At 69.5% G+C, this 16,003-nt stretch carries 14 protein-coding genes and 1 riboswitch; of the genes, 7 read left to right on the plus strand and 7 right to left on the minus strand.

From position 1 onward, the window contains the following. Window positions 1-41: 41 nt before the first annotated feature. Window positions 42-2,528 carry a DNA helicase PcrA gene (gene pcrA, locus ACQEVY_RS17425; RefSeq protein ID WP_432949457.1) on the minus strand — a complete coding sequence of 829 codons (2,487 nt, stop codon included), beginning with the start codon at window positions 2,526-2,528 and terminating at the stop codon, window positions 42-44. Between the two features lie 284 nt (window positions 2,529-2,812). After that, a riboswitch (cyclic di-AMP (ydaO/yuaA leader) is annotated at window positions 2,813-2,984 on the plus strand. Between the two features lie 7 nt (window positions 2,985-2,991). On the opposite strand from pcrA, the gene ACQEVY_RS17430 reads away from it, so the two are divergent. Further along, a complete protein-coding gene (locus ACQEVY_RS17430) occupies window positions 2,992-4,143 on the plus strand; it encodes an NlpC/P60 family protein (protein ID WP_432949459.1) in 1,152 nt (383 codons plus the stop codon). 126 nt (window positions 4,144-4,269) lie between these two features. Here ACQEVY_RS17430 and ACQEVY_RS17435 read toward each other — a convergent pair whose 3' ends face one another. Continuing rightward, a complete protein-coding gene (locus tag ACQEVY_RS17435; protein WP_432949460.1) occupies window positions 4,270-4,623 on the minus strand; it encodes a hypothetical protein in 354 nt (117 codons plus the stop codon). Between the two features lie 434 nt (window positions 4,624-5,057). Here ACQEVY_RS17435 and ACQEVY_RS17440 point away from each other — a divergent pair, with 434 nt between their 5' ends. Then, window positions 5,058-6,110, plus strand: coding sequence for an NlpC/P60 family protein (locus ACQEVY_RS17440; protein WP_432949462.1), 1,053 nt, complete (start codon window positions 5,058-5,060; stop codon window positions 6,108-6,110). A gap of 254 nt (window positions 6,111-6,364) precedes the next feature. Here the strand turns inward: ACQEVY_RS17440 and ACQEVY_RS17445 are convergent, their stop codons facing one another. Then, the gene (locus ACQEVY_RS17445) at window positions 6,365-7,201 is read right to left on the minus strand and encodes a LuxR C-terminal-related transcriptional regulator (RefSeq protein WP_432949464.1); all 837 of its coding nucleotides are present in this window, start codon (window positions 7,199-7,201) and stop codon (window positions 6,365-6,367) included. After that, window positions 7,198-8,481: an ATP-binding protein gene (locus ACQEVY_RS17450; protein ID WP_432949466.1), complete on the minus strand. Its 1,284-nt coding sequence runs from the start codon at window positions 8,479-8,481 to the stop codon at window positions 7,198-7,200. Before ACQEVY_RS17450 ends, ACQEVY_RS17445 begins: the two co-directional genes overlap by 4 nt. Before the next feature lie 180 nt (window positions 8,482-8,661). Here ACQEVY_RS17450 and ACQEVY_RS17455 point away from each other — a divergent pair, with 180 nt between their 5' ends. Next, the gene (locus ACQEVY_RS17455; RefSeq protein WP_432949468.1) at window positions 8,662-10,095 is read left to right on the plus strand and encodes a PspC domain-containing protein; all 1,434 of its coding nucleotides are present in this window, start codon (window positions 8,662-8,664) and stop codon (window positions 10,093-10,095) included. Further along, window positions 10,082-10,321 (plus strand): hypothetical protein, encoded by a 240-nt coding sequence (locus ACQEVY_RS17460; RefSeq protein WP_432949470.1) that lies wholly within the window; start codon window positions 10,082-10,084, stop codon window positions 10,319-10,321. The genes ACQEVY_RS17455 and ACQEVY_RS17460 overlap by 14 nt, the downstream gene beginning before the upstream one ends. A 57-nt stretch (window positions 10,322-10,378) precedes the next feature. Here the strand turns inward: ACQEVY_RS17460 and ACQEVY_RS17465 are convergent, their stop codons facing one another. Together ACQEVY_RS17465 and ACQEVY_RS17470 are read right to left on the minus strand one after the other, a co-directional pair. Beyond that, the gene (locus tag ACQEVY_RS17465) at window positions 10,379-10,909 is read right to left on the minus strand and encodes a DoxX family protein (RefSeq protein WP_432949472.1); all 531 of its coding nucleotides are present in this window, start codon (window positions 10,907-10,909) and stop codon (window positions 10,379-10,381) included. A gap of 474 nt (window positions 10,910-11,383) precedes the next feature. Beyond that, complete coding sequence (locus tag ACQEVY_RS17470; protein ID WP_432955270.1) at window positions 11,384-12,649, minus strand: hypothetical protein; 1,266 nt, start codon at window positions 12,647-12,649, stop codon at window positions 11,384-11,386. A 220-nt stretch (window positions 12,650-12,869) separates the two neighbouring features. On the opposite strand from ACQEVY_RS17470, the gene ACQEVY_RS17475 reads away from it, so the two are divergent. Next, window positions 12,870-13,775, plus strand: coding sequence for a DUF4429 domain-containing protein (locus ACQEVY_RS17475; RefSeq protein WP_432949474.1), 906 nt, complete (start codon window positions 12,870-12,872; stop codon window positions 13,773-13,775). Between the two features lie 18 nt (window positions 13,776-13,793). Here the strand turns inward: ACQEVY_RS17475 and ACQEVY_RS17480 are convergent, their stop codons facing one another. Beyond that, window positions 13,794-14,588 (minus strand): class II aldolase/adducin family protein, encoded by a 795-nt coding sequence (locus ACQEVY_RS17480; protein WP_432949476.1) that lies wholly within the window; start codon window positions 14,586-14,588, stop codon window positions 13,794-13,796. A gap of 219 nt (window positions 14,589-14,807) precedes the next feature. Between ACQEVY_RS17480 and ACQEVY_RS17485 the strand changes: the two genes are divergently transcribed. Together ACQEVY_RS17485 and ACQEVY_RS17490 are read left to right on the plus strand one after the other, a co-directional pair. Beyond that, window positions 14,808-15,356, plus strand: a complete 549-nt coding sequence (locus ACQEVY_RS17485) for a hypothetical protein (RefSeq protein WP_432949478.1) — start codon at window positions 14,808-14,810, stop codon at window positions 15,354-15,356. A gap of 124 nt (window positions 15,357-15,480) precedes the next feature. Beyond that, window positions 15,481-15,984, plus strand: a complete 504-nt coding sequence (locus ACQEVY_RS17490) for a pyridoxamine 5'-phosphate oxidase family protein (RefSeq protein WP_432949480.1) — start codon at window positions 15,481-15,483, stop codon at window positions 15,982-15,984. The last annotated feature ends 19 nt before the right edge of the window (window positions 15,985-16,003 follow it).

The following is a 16,003-nucleotide window of genomic DNA, read 5'->3' on the forward strand; positions in this document are numbered from 1 at the left end:
GAACCGCCCCGCCCTGTCGCTCGGCCACCAAGCCCGTAGGGCTACAGCTTCTCCACCGGCGCGTACCGCAGCAGCAGCCGCTTCGGCTTGGTGTCCCCGAAGTCGATCGTCGCCTCCGCGTTCGACCCCGTGCCCTTCACGCCGACCACCGTGCCGAGCCCGAACTGGTCGTGGGTGACCCGGTCCCCCACCGCCAGCGACACCACCGGCTTCTCCGTGGCACCGCCCCGCCGCGTGGCGAAACCGGACGCGCCCGAGGCCGCCGAGCGCGAGGAGGACAGGGAAGCCGCCACACCCGCCGCGGGGCCGGAGGCCACCGCTCCCATGGACCCCTTCCGCTTCCACTCCAGATGGGTGTCCGGGATCTCCTCCAGGAAACGGGACGGCGGGTTGTATGAGGGCTGCCCCCAGGCGCTCCGCATCGAGGACCGCGTCAGATACAGCCGCTCCCGCGCGCGCGTGATGCCGACGTACGCGAGCCGCCGCTCCTCCTCCAGCTCCTTGGTCTGGCCGAGGGCGCGCATATGCGGGAAGACGCCGTCCTCCATGCCGGTCAGAAACACCACGGGGAACTCAAGGCCCTTGGCGGTGTGGAGAGTCATGAGCGTGATGACGCCGGAGCCGTCCTCTTCCTCGTCGGGGATCTGGTCGGAGTCGGCGACGAGCGCGACACGCTCCAGGAAGTCGGAAAGCCCACCTGACGCCTCGCCCTCGCCGGCCTCCTGCTCGAACTCCAGGGCCACGGCGGCGAGTTCCTGAAGGTTCTCGATACGGGTCTCGTCCTGCGGGTCCGTGGAGGCCTGCAACTCGGCCAGATAGCCGGTGCGTTCGAGCACGGCCTCCAGGACCGTGGCCGGGCCCGCGCCCGATTCGACGATGGTCCGCAGGTCCTCCATCAGCGTGTTGAACCGCTTGACGGCGTTCGTGGAGCGGGCCGCCATGCCGTACGCCTCGTCGACGCGGCGCAGCGCCTGCGAGAAGCTGATCTTCTCCCGCGAGGCGAGTGCGTCGATCATCGCCTCGGCCCGGTCGCCGATGCCCCGCTTGGGGACATTGAGAATCCGCCTCATCGGTACGGAGTCCTCCGGGTTGGCGAGAACCCTCAAGTACGCGAGGACGTCCCGGACTTCCTTGCGCTCGTAGAAGCGCACGCCGCCGACGACCTTGTAGGGCAGGCCGACGCGGATGAAGACCTCTTCGAAGACACGGGACTGGGCGTTCGTACGGTAGAAGACGGCGACGTCGCCCGCCTTCGCCTCACCGGCGTCCGTCAGCCGGTCGATCTCGTCGGCGACGAACTGCGCCTCGTCGTGCTCCGTGTCGGCGACGTAGCCGGTGATGCGCGCGCCTGCGCCCGCGTTGGTCCACAGGTTCTTGGGGCGGCGGCTTTCGTTGCGCTCGATGACCGCGTTCGCGGCGCTCAGGATCGTCTGTGTGGAGCGGTAGTTCTGCTCCAGGAGGATCGTCGTCGCGTCCGGGTAGTCCTCCTCGAACTGGAGGATGTTGCGGATGGTCGCGCCGCGGAAGGCGTAGATGGACTGGTCGGCGTCACCGACGACACACAACTCGGCGGGCGGCACGTCGTACTCGCTCGGGGGTACGTCCACGGGGTGCTCGGAGGTGCCGACGAGTTCACGTACGAGGGCGTACTGGGCGTGGTTGGTGTCCTGGTACTCGTCCACCAGCACGTGACGGAAGCGGCGGCGGTAGTGCTCGGCGACGTCCGGGAAGGCGCGCAGGAGGTTGACCGTGGTCATGATCAGGTCGTCGAAGTCGAGGGCATTCGCCTCGCGCAGCCGCGACTGGTACATCGCGTAGGCCTGGGCGAGGGTCTTCTCGAAGCCGTCACTCGCCTGGGCGGCGAAGTCCTCCTCGTCGATCAGCTCGTTCTTGAGGTTCGAGATCTTGGCGCTGAACGACTTGGGCGGGAACCGCTTCGGGTCGAGGTCCAGGTCGCGGCAGACCAGGGCCATGAGGCGCTTGCTGTCGGCGGCGTCGTAGATCGAGAACGAGGAGGTGAAGCCGAGCTTCTTCGACTCGCGCCGCAGGATCCGTACGCACGCGCTGTGGAAGGTCATCACCCACATCGCGTTCGCACGCGGGCCGACGAGGTGCTCGACGCGCTCCTTCATCTCGCCCGCGGCCTTGTTGGTGAACGTGATGGCGAGAATCTGGCCGGGATGCACCTTGCGCTCGCCGAGCAGGTACGCGATCCGGTGTGTGAGCACACGGGTCTTGCCGGAACCGGCACCGGCCACGATGAGCAGGGGGGAGCCGGAGTGCACGACCGCCGCGCGCTGGTTGTCGTTCAGCCCCTCCAGGAGCGCGGCCGCGTCCACATGCGGACGGGGGGCACCATCGCGGTAGTACGCCTCCCGGTCCGGCGGCACGTCGAACTTCCCGCCGAACAGATCGTCCGGAACCTGCTCCGGTACGTGCTCGTCCTCGGGCGGTGGCGGGGGCTCTTCCTCGTGGTCCCGCGAGGGTTTGAGGTCCGCCAGGAAGCTGTCATCAAAGAGGCTGCTCATCGCTCTCCGAGTCTAGGCTCCCCCACTGACAGCTCGCCGCCGCCCTGAAAAGCTGTCCGGGAAAACCCTGAGAACTCCGCTCGTACGAGACTGCCGAGGGCCCGCCCGGATTTCTCTCACCCTCCAGGACCGTCCCGTCACGGTCGGCGACGGATCATGGAGACTGAGGCTAAGGTCACGAAAACGTATCGGACAATTCGCTCATCAACCTTCACAGGAGCCACACGAGTTGGTTAGCTTTCGCAGTGGGCCGCTCGACCCCCACCGGCGAACGTCGCCGGGCCGTGCGGCTCCCGCCGAGTCCGGTACGCCTTTGTGGCAACCCGGAGCCGGGGACCCACCGACCTTGGGGTGAATCGGTCCAACTCCCTTAGGGGACAAGGACCGTAGGGCAAACCTTCCGAAGCACACGCCCGAACCCGACAGCTAACTCGGTAGGCGGAGCACGGAAGGAGTCGCCTTCGTGGCGCCACACCGCAAAGCGCGGTCGTCCAATCCCAAGGGCATACGGACCCCTGCCCTCGCCACCGCCGCTCTCACCTCGGTGGCCCTCCTGTCGCAGACCGCGAACGCCTCGCCCTCCGCGGAGCCGAAGCCCAGTCTCGACGAAGTCCAGAAGAAGGTCGACGACCTCTACGCGCAGGCGGAGACGGCGACCGAGAAGTACAACGGTGCCAAGGAGAAGACCAGCAAGCAGCGCAAGAAGGTCGACAACCTCCTTGACGACGTCGCCTCCCGCACGCAGAAGCTCAACGAAGCACGCGAGGAACTCGGTACGTTCGCCACCGCGCAGTACCGCACGGGCACCGCCGCCCCGGACACCGCGGCCATGCTGCTCGCGGACAACCCGCAGGACTACTTCGACCAGAACCAGCTGATGGACCGGCTGACCAGCCGCCAGCAGCAGGCCGTCGACGACTACGCGACGCAGCAGTCCGAGATGACGCAGATGCGTCAGGAGGCCTCCGAGAGCCTTCAGTCGCTCACCCAGACCGAGAACACGCTGAAGTCGTCCAAGGCGACCGTTCAGCGGAAGCTCGCCGAGGCCCGCCAGTTGCTCTCGCAGCTGACCGCCGAGGAGAAGGCGCGGCTCGCGGCGATCGAGCGGGAGCAGCGCGAGGAGGCCCAGCGCAAGGCGGAGGAACTGGCGCGGCAGCAGGCCGCGGAGGAGCAGCGCCGCCAACAGCAGCAGGCCCAGCCGGCTCCCGCGCCCTCCACCGGCGCGGGGACCTCGACCGGCACGGGCACTTCCGCGGGCGCCTCGACGGCCAAGGGCGAGAAGGCACTCGCCTTCGCCCGTTCCCAGACCGGCAAGCCGTACGTCTGGGGCGCCTCAGGACCGGACTCCTACGACTGCTCCGGCCTCACCCAGGCCGCCTGGAAGGCCGCCGGCGTCACCCTCCCGCGCACCACCTGGGACCAGGTCAAGACCGGCACCCAGGTCTCGGTCGCCAGCGCCCAGCCCGGAGACCTCGTCTTCTTCTACGACGACATCAGCCACGTCGGCCTCTACCTCGGCGACGGCATGATGATCCACGCCCCGAAGCCCGGTGCGTACGTCCGCGAGGAGTCGATCTACTACATGCCGGTCCACAGCGTGGTCCGTCCGGCGTGAGGCACGCGCGCGTGGACCCCATTTCGGGGTGCACGCGCGCGTGAGCCGTTTTTGGGTTTTTGGGGCTCTTCATGAGGCCGTGTTTCGAGGCTCCCCATGAGGCCGTTTTCGCGGACCTTCGGGCCGTCAGGTCCAGAGCACCGCGATGAAGACGTTGGCGGTGGTCAGCCCGCCGACCAGACCGAACGAGCCCTTGTCCACCTTCTCCTCGTCCCGCTTCACGTACACGAGGCCCAGGATCACGATCAGCAGCGCCAGCTTGACGCCGATCTTGATGTTGTTGACCGTCTGGTCGTCGGCCTGGTTGAGGCCGACCAGGATCACGCCCGTGACGAGCATCGTGAACGCGCCGTGCAGCATCGCGGGGCCGAAGCGGGCCGTGCCCCCGCCCATCGCCTTCATCTGGGTGAAGAAGCCGCCAAGGAGTGCGGCGATACCGATGATGTGCAGCGCGACGAAGAGATGGATGAGTACGTCCATGAAGCCGGAGCCTAACCGGGGGCTCGCATACGGCCTCACACCGCCCCGGGCGCCTGGGGGCGCCCCGTACGGGCCCTGACGGGGCCCTGACGGACGCCGACGGCCGCTGACGGCCCCATAGCACCGCCGCGCCGCTCGGACCTCTACGACCCCGGCATCGGTCAACGCCCCGCGTCAACTTGGCGGCTCCAGGCCAGGATCACGATCGCATACGGTCACCACGCGGCGCACTGACGACAGTTCCGTACATGCCGTTACCAGGCGCGCACGCTCAGGTTTAGCGTCCTTCCCCAGGTGACCGGCTCCCACCCGCCGTCCGGACCAGGGGCGGCAGCCGGACATCACCGCCGAGAAGATCCGGCGGCGTCCCGCTCCCCCTGTGCGGGCCGCCGCCGGACGCGTGACCGGCCCGTTCGGGAAGGAAGTGTGTCCAGGTGGCAGCGCACCGCAAGCCAAGACAGCGCTCGCTCGGTGGCAATACGGCCCGTACCGCCTTCACGATCGCCCTGGCGGGCGCGGCGAGCGCGACCTCATTCGACGGGGCGGGTTACGCCGAGCCGCGGCTGACGCCGGAGCAGGTGCGGGCGAAGGTCGACAAGTTGTACCAGGAGGCGGAGGTCGCCACCGAGAAGTACAACGGGGCGAAGGAGAAGGCCGACAAGGCGGAGGCCCGGGTGGACTCCCTCCAGGACGAGGCCGCCCGCCGGACGGAGCGGCTCAACTCCGAGCGGGACGCGCTGGGTTCGGTGGCTGCCGCGCAGTACCGGGACGGTGGCCTCGACCCCGCGCTGCGGCTCTTCCTCTCCTCGGAGCCCGATCAGTACCTGGACGAGGCCGCGTTCGCCGAACGCGCCGGCAGTCGGCAGGCCTCGACCGTTTCGCGCGTACGGGGCCAGCTGCGGGAGATCGAGCAATTGCGTGGGGCCGCCCATGTCGAGCTGGCTTCGCTCAAGTCCCAGCAGGCGGCGCTGAACCGGCACAAGAAGACGGTCACCGGGAAGCTGGGCGAGGCTCGGCGGCTTCTGTCCCGGCTGACGGATGAACAGCGCGCGCGGATCGGCGCGGATGACGCCGCCACGGCTCGCGCCTCGCGCTCCTCCGCCTCGCCGGAACCAGGATCGGCTGTCGGAGCACCCAACTCGCGGGCTGCGGCCGCCATTTCGTACGCGTACGAGAAGCTCGGCAGCCCGTATGTGTGGGGGGCCACCGGGCCCGATGCCTTTGACTGCTCGGGGCTCATGCAGGCCGCGTATCGCTCTGCGGGGATTTCGCTGCCTCGGACGACATATGGCCAGATCGAGGCTGGGGAGCGGGTTTCGCGTGGCGATCTCCGGCCTGGGGACCTGGTGTTCTTCTACTCGAGCATCAGTCATGTCGGGCTTTATGTGGGCAATGGGCAGATGATCCATGCGCCTAATCCTTCGGCGCCGGTGCGGGTCGCTTCGCTGGATGAGATGCCGTTTGCGGGGGCCGCGCGGGTGGTGTGAGGTTGTTTCGTCGCCCCCGCCGCCCCTTCCCGTCCCATCCCTGGGGCTGCGCCCCAGCCCCCGCCAGGGGGTGGTGGGTGAATGTCGTGTCGCGGCCGCGGGCTCGTTGTGGCTTGTCGCGCAGTTCCCCGCGCCCCTAACGGGGCGCTTCTAATCTGTCTTCTGCATGCTCACGGCAGACGCCGGCGAATACCTCTCCTTCAGCCTCGTGACGGCCCGCAAGTACTAGTCGCAACCGCCATCGACCGGGCGGGTCAGACCAGTCGTCGTGCCGTCGCCCATCGGGTCAGCTCGTGGCGGTTGGACAGTTGGAGCTTTCTGAGGACTGCCGAGACGTGGGACTCCACCGTCTTCACCGAGATGAACAGTTGCTTGGCGATCTCCTTGTACGCGTACCCGCGAGCGATGAGGCGGAGGACCTCGCGCTCGCGTTGGGTGAGGCGGTCGAGGTCCTCGTCGACGGGCGGGGCGTCGGTGGAGGCGAAGGCGTCGAGGACGAATCCGGCCAGGCGCGGGGAGAACACCGCGTCGCCGTCCTGGACGCGGAAGACGGAGTTGACGAGGTCCGTGCCGGTGATCGTCTTCGTCACATAGCCTCGCGCGCCGCCCCGGATGACGCCGATGACGTCCTCGGCGGCGTCGGAGACGGACAGCGCGAGGAACCGTACGGGCTGCTCGGCATCCGCCATCAACGGGGCGCAGCGGCGCAGGACTTCGACCCCGCCGCCGCCCGGAAGGTGCACGTCGAGGAGGACGACCTCGGGCCGGGTCGACGTGATGACCGAGACGGCCTGGTCGACGTCGGCTGCCTCCCCAACCACCTCGACACCCGTCCGCTCGGTCTGCCCGATCTCCGCCTGGACCCCCGTACGGAACATGCGGTGATCGTCGACGAGAACCACTCGGACTCGCCGACCGGGCCCAGCGTCCGCCGAATCGGGCGTGGCCGTCGGGTCGTTGGGCTCGGCGGCGGCCTGCGGCGCGTCGGCTGCGGCCGCGCCGGTGCCCATGGCAGGGCCGTCGGCCGCGCCCGCGCCGGTCGCGCCACCGCCCGGCTCGACCGTTCCGGCCGGCTCGTTCGCGTCGCTCATGTCTCCGCCCTCTCCATCTCCAGCTCGACCTCCGTGCCGCCGTCCGGTACGGCGCGCAGCCGGGCCGTGCCGCCGTTGCGCTCCATGCGGCCGATGATCGATTCTCTGACGCCCATGCGGTCGGCGGGTATCGCATCCAGGTCGAAGCCGGGGCCGCGGTCCCTGACGGACACAAAAACCGTCCTGCCCTCGACCTCGGCGTAGACCTGCACCGCGCCGCCCTCGCCACCGTACTTGGCCGCGTTCACCATCGCTTCCCTCGCGGCCTGCATCTGGGCCCCGATTCTTTCGTCGAGCGGGCAGTCGCCGACGACCACGACCTCTATGGGGACACCGTGCTTGTCCTCCACCTCCGCCGCACTGCGCCGGACCGCCTCGGCGAGGGTGTCCGGCTCGTCGGCCTCGTCCTTGCCAGTGCCCTCCGGTTTGTAGAGCCAGTTGCGCAGGTCGCGCTCCTGGGCGCGGGCGAGGCGGCGGACCTCGCCCGCGTTCTCCGCGTTCCGCTGTATCAGCGTCAGGGTGTGCAGCACCGAGTCGTGGACATGGGCGGCCACCTCCGCCCGCTCCTGGGCACGGATACGCATCAGCCGCTCCTCGGAGAGGTCCTGGGTCATGCGTACGAGATAGGGGCCGGCGAGCAGCGCTATGCCGACGAGGACAGCGAGCGCCGCCTGCAACACCGAACCGAGGTGGGCCGCGGAGCCCTGGAGAACGAATATCCCGGAGACGCCCACGGTGACCAGCAGGACTCCGGCCGCGGAACGGGCCAGCGTCAGCGTGCGCCGGTGGCGGCCGACCTCCACCCAGCGGGCCCGCCGCGCATTGTCCGCCTGGCGCCAGACCAGGGCCACGCCCGCGCCGACGAGGACGACGGGCCAGAGATACAGCTTGGCCCCGCCGCTCAGGTCCACATTGCCGACGAAGATCATGGCGATGACGACCATCGCGAGCAGCGCGACGATCTGGCCCTTGTCGGGCTTGCGGGCGACGAGTCTGCGGCGCCCGTCGGTGGAGGTCTCGGTGACGAGAGCCGGAGGCCGCCCGGTGTCCACGCCTCCGACGCCGAGCGGCACGAAGAACCAGAACGCGGCATACAACAGGGCCCCGAGGCCCTCGGCCATGAACAGTCCGACGAAGACCAGCCGCACCCAGACCACCGGCAGCCCGAGATGCCCGGCGAGCCCCCGCGCCACACCACCGAGCCAGCGTCCGTCGCTGCTGCGGTAGAGCTTGCGCGGCGGCCGCGGGTCCTCGACGGGCACAGCTGCGGCTTCCGGCATGCCATCGATATTCACACGCGAGGCGAGCCAGGACATCAGGGTCGACCCCCGAGACTCCCCTGATCTTCGAAGCCCAGGGCATCTCGGGGATCAAGGGCCCGATGCCTCGGGGACGATTTCAGGGTTCGGCCAGGGTTGTCCCGACTGCCGCCGGGCCGTCGCGCCCGTCACCATGGACCCATGACAGATCACACGCACGCCGCGACGGGTCCAGTGCCCGGCTCCGGCCCGGGCCCCGGCGAGGCTTCGCCCACCGGGCCGCGGGACACGGTGCCCGCCGCCGGCGCCCCGGCCGCCGCGGGTGAGGAACCGCGCGCGCGCGGGGGCCCGCCCGCGCCCGGGGATCCGGTTGTGCCCGAGGTTCCGCAGAAGTTCCGGCGCGACCGGCGGCACAAGATGCTGGGCGGCGTGTGCGCGGGGCTCGGGCGGCAGTGCGACATGGACCCGGTGATCTTCCGCATCGGGCTCGCGGTGCTCTCGGCGAGCGGCGGCATCGGCCTCATCTTCTACGGCTTCGCCTGGCTGTTCGTGGCCTACGACGACGAGGAGGAGAACGAGCTGCGCAAGCTGCTCACCGGCCGCGTGGACGGCCAGGCGCTGACGGCCGTGCTCTTCGCGCTGGTCGGCTGCGGAGTGTTCCTGTCCATGCTGGGCAACGGCGGGGTGCTCACCTTCGCCACCACGCTCGCGCTGGTACTCGCGGGCGCCGGTTACTGGTCGCGGCAGCGCGGCGCCCCCGGCCCCGACCCGCTCGCCGCGCAGGCGGTCGCCGACGCGCCACCCGAAGCCCAGGCACCGCCCGTCCCCGCCTCCTTCTCCTCCTGGTGGCGCGACCCCATCGTCAAGGACGGCACATATGTAGGAGGCACGGGCTATCTGTGGGGCCCGAGTGACACCCGGGACCGGGACATCGCAGCGGCGGTGAACATCGCGCAGGGCAACTACCGCCCAGACATACGCGCCCGCGAGCCGAAGCCGCGCGGCCCTCGCTGGATCGGCGGCTGGGTGTTCCTGCTCGCCTTGCTGGCGGGCGCCATCGGCACCGGCGCGACCTGGGAGGAACACGCGCTGGGCACCAGCCTCCAGGCCGGCCTGGCGGGCGCCCTCATCGTCCTTGGCGCAGGCATAGCGGTCAGCGCGTTCCTGGGGCGTACAGGGGCGGGGTCCGTCTTCCTCGCGATCATCACCTCGGCCCTGCTGGCCTGCTCGGCGGCGCTTCCGAAGGACATCAGCACCCACTGGGTGCGCACGAACTGGACACCGGCCGCGGTGGCGGACGTAAGTCCGGCCTACGAACTCGGCACAGGCGTCGGCACACTCGATCTGACCCGGATACCCCTCGCCAAGGGCCAGACCGTGACGACAAGCGTCGAGGTGGGCGTGGGCCGGCTCAAGGTCGTCGTGCCCAAGGACGCGACCGTGAAGCTGAACGTCGAAGTGGGCGTCGGCGACATCCAGTTCCCCGGCGACGGAAAGCAGGACGTGGACGTGGCCCCCGGCAAGTACGAGGAACGGACCCTCAAGCCCGCGAGCAACACCAAGAACGGCGGCACGCTCGACCTCACCCTCGAGGTCGGCGTCGGACAGGCGGAGGTGGCCCGTGCTACGTCATGACTTCCAGCCCGGCCGACTGATAGCGGGCGGGTTCCTCACACTCACCGGCATCATCTACGCCGGCGACGCGGGCGGACTCTGGGAGACCCCTTGGTTCGCGGTGATCCCTCTCGTCACCGGCGGCCTGTTCCTGGCGGCAGCGGCGGGCACGGTGACCCTCGCGATACGCCACCGCCGCAAGAGCCTCGCTTCCCGGGAGCCACGGGAGGCGCCGACGCAGAGCTGAAGGCCGGGAGCTGCGGGAGCTGGGCCTGATCGCTGGAGGCCCTGGACCTAGCCAGTCCTAGTACGCGCCGGCTCGCTGCCTTCGGCGTGCGCGCAGCATCGAGTCGATCGAGAACACCGACGCGCCGGCGAGTACGAGGGGGAGCCAGGCCATCAAGTAGGGGAGGTCGTTGCCGTAGTAGTACGGGTCCGAGGGCCAGCTCACGGTCAGCCAGAGGCTGAGGGAGATCATGGCACCACCGAATGCGGCGAGGCGGGCGAACAGCCCGATCAGCGTGCCGATACCGACGGCGAGTTCACCGAGGGCGATGGCGTAGGCGAAGCCGACCGGGTTCTTGAGGGAGAGGTCGACGAGTTCCGGGATGGCCGAGGAGTCGCGCACCGTGCGCATCATGTCGCCGATCGAACCGGAACCGGCCTCCGACATGAACGCGCTGTCGGTGAGCTTGTCGATCCCCGCGTAGATGAAGGTGACGCCTAGGAAGACGCGCAGCGGTAGCAGGGCGTAACGGGTGGCTGCGTCCCGCCAGTCTCTGCCTCCGCCGTCGAGGTAACCGGAGTGCGTATCCATCCGCATACCGTGAGCCATCGCACTCCGCCACCTCTCACCGAGACAGTTCGCCCCTCAACAGACCATACGTAGCCCTTGAGCGGGCGGCTCAACCGCGGACGTAACTTTTTACCTCCGGCGGTCGAGCGGGATGCCTCCGGCGGAGGGGCGGTTGGGTTCGTTGGCACGTGCGGGTTCGTCGTGGCTTGTCGCGCAGTTCCCCGCGCCCCTAAAAAGCCTGCGGCTCCATTCAGCCAAAGCCACAACGGACCCGGCTCCCTCCCGCCGGTGGGAGGGGACGTGGGCCGGTGCGTCCTATGCCCGTCGCTTAGCTTCGGTCTGGGCACAGTTGCGCCCTGTGTCAGCACGGGGTCGTATGCCCTGTTGGCGACGGGCTGACGCACCGGACCGCGGCCCCGCACCCACCGACCACCTAGGGGCGCGGGGAACTGCGCGACCAGCCACGACGGCGCCGCACCCGAAAACGAACCCAACCGACGGAGTCAAACGGAGTCAATCCGTCACATCGATCGCGTACCGGTTCGTCTCGGCCCCCGCCGCAGTGACCACCTGCACCTCCACACGCCCCGGCTCCACATCCGCGGGCACCGGCACCGTGAGAACCGCGTCGGACGGATTCCGGAAACCCCCGGCCACGGGCACGAGCGGTACGTGGACGTGGACGGAACCGATCCGGACCACCATCCGCGACAGGCGGTCGGCCGTGTGCGCACCCGGTGGCACGAAACCGGCTCCACGGATCTCGATGTCGTCCCCGGTGCGGATCGGCGCGTCCAGGTCGCCGGCCTCGCGGGACCGGACGACCGAGTGGATCACCGGGCGCCCACCCTCCGCGTACTTGGCGGCGACGTAGGTCGCGGCCGAGACCAGCACGACGAGCGCCAGCCCCCACGGCAGGTCCGGCAACTGTTCGGGCCGCCGGGCGAGCCGTACCGCCGCGAACACCAGCGCGGCGCCGGCGATCACGACGTACTGCGTGTCCGCGAAGTTGCCCCGGCCCGAGTCGTCGGTCAGCAGGTCGGCGGCACGCGGACGGTCGGCGCGTATCTTCTGCAGGCGCTGACCGAGTACGCGCAGGCCCACCACCCGCCGCACCAGCACAGCGATCCCGCACACCACGGCGAGGACGGTGACGATGCCCGCGCCCCGGGCGAGTTCGAGCCCGGAGATCAGCGCGTCACGTTCGCCCGGTGAGGAGGCGCCCGCGAGGCGGCCGGCCAGTACCAGCACGGCGTAGACGACGAACACCACCCAACTCGCAGCCACCACACGGGAAGTGGACAGCCGGTTGTCCTCGCCGATGACGGGCGCCAGCGCGCCCCCGCGCGCCCGGTGGAACCACGACGCCCCGACCAGCAGCCCGCCCACGACGACCGCGGCGAGGAAGCCGGCGGTCCGCGCGGCGGTCCAGCCCGCCCCGATCGCGGTGAGGGCCTGCGCCAGAAGCAGGGCTCCGACGGCTCCCGCCACCGCAAGGGCCGTACGCCGCCACAGCAGCGCCAGCCATGCCTCGCCCTCGGCCCGGCTCCGCTCGGCGACGAGGTCGGCGGACTGGGTCAGCTCGTCCGACACCCACTGCCGCGAGGCCCCCGCCGAGTACGCGACCGCGGCGGGCAGTCCCCGGCCGGAGGCCAACTCGTCCCGCTTGGAAAGGAATGCGGCAACGGCTCGTCGATGTCCTTCGCGCGCCCCCTGCGGACAGTCCCCGCAGGTGCAGCCCCCTTCGTGCGCGCCCTGTTCAGCCTCCTGCACCGCCACCGCCCGCTGCCGCCTTCCCGCACCGCTCCGTAGAACCAACTCGTAGAACCAGCCCATAACCGCAAGTACCAAGCACCGGGATTGTGCCGTACGCCACTGCGGCCTCACCCGGCAGGTCCGCTCAGCGGCGGCGAACCCCGCAACCCCCACCGGCGGGCCCGTCGCCCCAACCGGCATCGAACCCCCGCCCCCGTGTTGACCCGGCTGCGAGAATTTCCCTATGGCCGAGATCATCCAGCGCGACGGGACCTGGGCCTTCGACGGCAACACGGTCCGGATCACGCCGGGACTCCACCGCTCCGTACCGCTGTTCCGGCAGACGTACGGAGAGATCGCCGTGCCGCTCGAAGCGGTCGCGAGCGTCGTCTACGAGCCCGAACGCAAGCGTGGCCGGCTGCGCCTGAGACTTCGCGAGGGCGCCGACCCGCTGCTCCAGGCGACCGGTGGCCGGCTTCCCGACGCGGCGGACCCGTACCGGCTGACGGTGGATCTCGACCGCTCGGGCGTCGCCGAGTACGTCGCCGAGGAGATACGCCGGGGGCTGCTCCTCGAGCAGATCCCGAAGGAGCCGGCGAAGGAGTACCTGCTGCCAGGCCCACCCGTGCCAGTGTCCGTCCGGTCCAGCGACGGCACGGTGTCGTTCGACGGGAACCAGGTCCGGATCGACTGGAGCGACACCTCGGACCGGGTGAAGCGGGCGACGGGCCCGCGCATCATCGACGTACCGGATCTTGTTCAGGTGGAGTGGTTGCCCAACTCCGGTTACGAGGACGGGTTTCTGCGCTTTGTGACGCGCGAGACGGCGTTCTCCAAACTCCCGCCGGAGAAGGACCCGTTCGCCCTCGACCTGTGGGGCAGCGCCCGCCGCGATCTGCTCACGGCGCTGGTCGCCACCGCGGTCACGGCCCGGCTTCCGCATCCGTCCAGCCGCACCGGCGAGTATCTGCCCGCCGACGCGCCCCGCCTCCCGTTGACGGCCAGGGACGCGGTACCAGCCGAGCCGCAGGCCGAGAATCACGACGTACTTCTGCGCCGACTGCGGGAGTTGGGCGAGCTGCACCGCGAAGGCGTGCTGACGGACGAGGAGTTCGCGGCGACGAAGGCCGCCGTGCTCCGCGACTTCTGAACGCAGGAAACCCGAAGGTCACGACAGCAGATCCGGCTCACTTCGGCTGATGTCCTGCCACAGCGGCTGATAGTTGATCCATGCCACCAGGTCCCCGCCGAGTTGCTCACGTGTCGCCACCGCCTGCCGGTGGTCGATGAGCACGGGCCGGCCCGCCGCGCGGGCGATGAGCTGGACCTGGGCGGAGCGTTCCATGGACAGGAACCACCAGGCCGCCGCGTCGACCGAGTCGCCGACGGTCAGCAGTCCGTGGTTGCGCAGCACCAGCGCCTTGCGGGAACCGAGCGCGGTGGCGATCCGCCGCCCTTCCTCGGCGTCCACGGCGACACCGGTGTACGCGTCGTACAGTGCGTGATCTTCGTAGAAGGCGCAGCTTTCCTGGGTGATCGGGTCGAGGAGTTCGCCGAGTGCGGCCAGGGCGCGCCCGTGCACCGAGTGACAGTGTGCGACCGCGACGACGTCCGGGCGGGCGGCGTGCACCTGGGCGTGCACCGTGAACGCCGCCTGGTTCACGTGATAGCGCCCCTCGATCACCTGCCCCTCCCCGTTGGCCATGACAAGATCGCCGACCGTGACGTGTTTGAAGGGCATCCCGAACGGGTTTACCCAGAAGCAGTCGCTGAACTCCGGGTCGCGCGCGGTGATATGGCCGGAGACCCCGTCCTCGAAACCGAGCCGCCCGAAGATCCGCAACGCCCCGGCGAGTCGTTCCTTGCGATGCCGCCGTTCGTCGTCGAGCGACTCGTGCATCGGCGGCATGGCGAAGCGCAGTTGCTCGGTGGGGCGGGGCAGGGGCGGCGTGGGGCCGTGCATATGTCCTCCAGCCCAGAGGTACGGACTTGTTTGCAGCCCGGAAGTTACCGTCAGTCAGCGCAGGAGAACAGAGATGTTCGTGAAGAGAGTGCACAACCGTTGTGCCGAGTCGCGGGTCTGCGTGTCTGCGAGAGTGGGACCGACTGCTCAGTCGGGCACGGTCCGCTTAGGCACAATCCGGCCGGGCCATCAGGAAAGGCGAACAAGATGAGGGGAGGCATGAACAGAACCGAACGCCGGATCGCCGACATGCTCCGGCAGATCGCGACCCGGGACGTCGTCGTACTGAACGACCTCGGCGGCTCCCCGCGCAGACTTGCCGCGCTCACCTATATCGCCGTCCAGTACGGATTCCGGTACGGGGAGACGCACAGGCACGGCCAGACGCTCCAGGTCCGCCTGATCCGCGACAACCGCCCCGAGGCACGCGAGCGGAGCACCGCCGCGCTCAGCAAGCTGGCGGCCGGCCGCACGCCCGGCATGCGCCCCGGCACCCTCAGGCCCCTTCCGGACGCGGCGCCCGCGGTCGGGCTGATCAGGGCCCGGATCGAGTTCGATGCCATGGACGACGACCTCGACTGGCACCGGAAGGCCGGCTTCATGACCGCCAGCGCGGCCCTGATGACGCTGCTGCTGATCCCCGTGGGCTGGCGAGCATCGCTCTGCGCCGGCGCCGCGATGGGCCTGGTCTTCGCGGTCTTCCTGCGCCTGGAACTCGGACGCAAGGACCGGCTCGAGCGGCGCCTCAGGGCACATGGGCTGCTCTGACACACACCACGCCTCAACCGCTGCGCGCACCGCCCCATCGCCGTTCTTCACCACCCTTCAATAGCGGACAGGCCGCACTTAAACAGCGACAGAAGATGTCTGGTTTCGGCGTCAGACTGGTCGTATGACGCCGAAACCGAACCCGAGCCAGGCACCGAACTGGGCGGCCTTCACCGCAGCCGAACCCGACCTCGCCAAGCTGACCGAGGAACGCTTCGGTGCCTTCACGCACCACGTCCTCGCGACCCTCCGTAAGGACGGGTCGCCACGCACCTCAGGGCTCGAAGTCCAGTTCAAGAACGGCGAGTTGTGGTTCGGCATGATGCCCGGCTCGCAAAAGGCACTGGACCTGCGCCGCGATCCCCGCTTCGCGCTCCAGGCGAACTCGGGGCCCGGGACAGAGATGGGGGGCGGCGACATACGAATCTCTGGACGGGCCGTCGAGGTCACCGATCCCGAGACGATCGCGCTGTACACGGAAAAGCCGGAAGAGGCAGAACCGCCGGGGTTCCACCTCTTCCGCACCGAGCTGACAGAGGTCGTACGGACCTACGTCGAGAACAACGCGTACCTGGTCGTGCAGATCTGGAAGCCCGGCCAACCCGTGCGCTCCGTCAAGCGCGAGTGAGCCACAGCCCGAGTGAGTC

The organism is Streptomyces sp. CA-288835 (assembly GCF_050936385.1).
GTDB lineage: Bacteria > Actinomycetota > Actinomycetes > Streptomycetales > Streptomycetaceae > Streptomyces.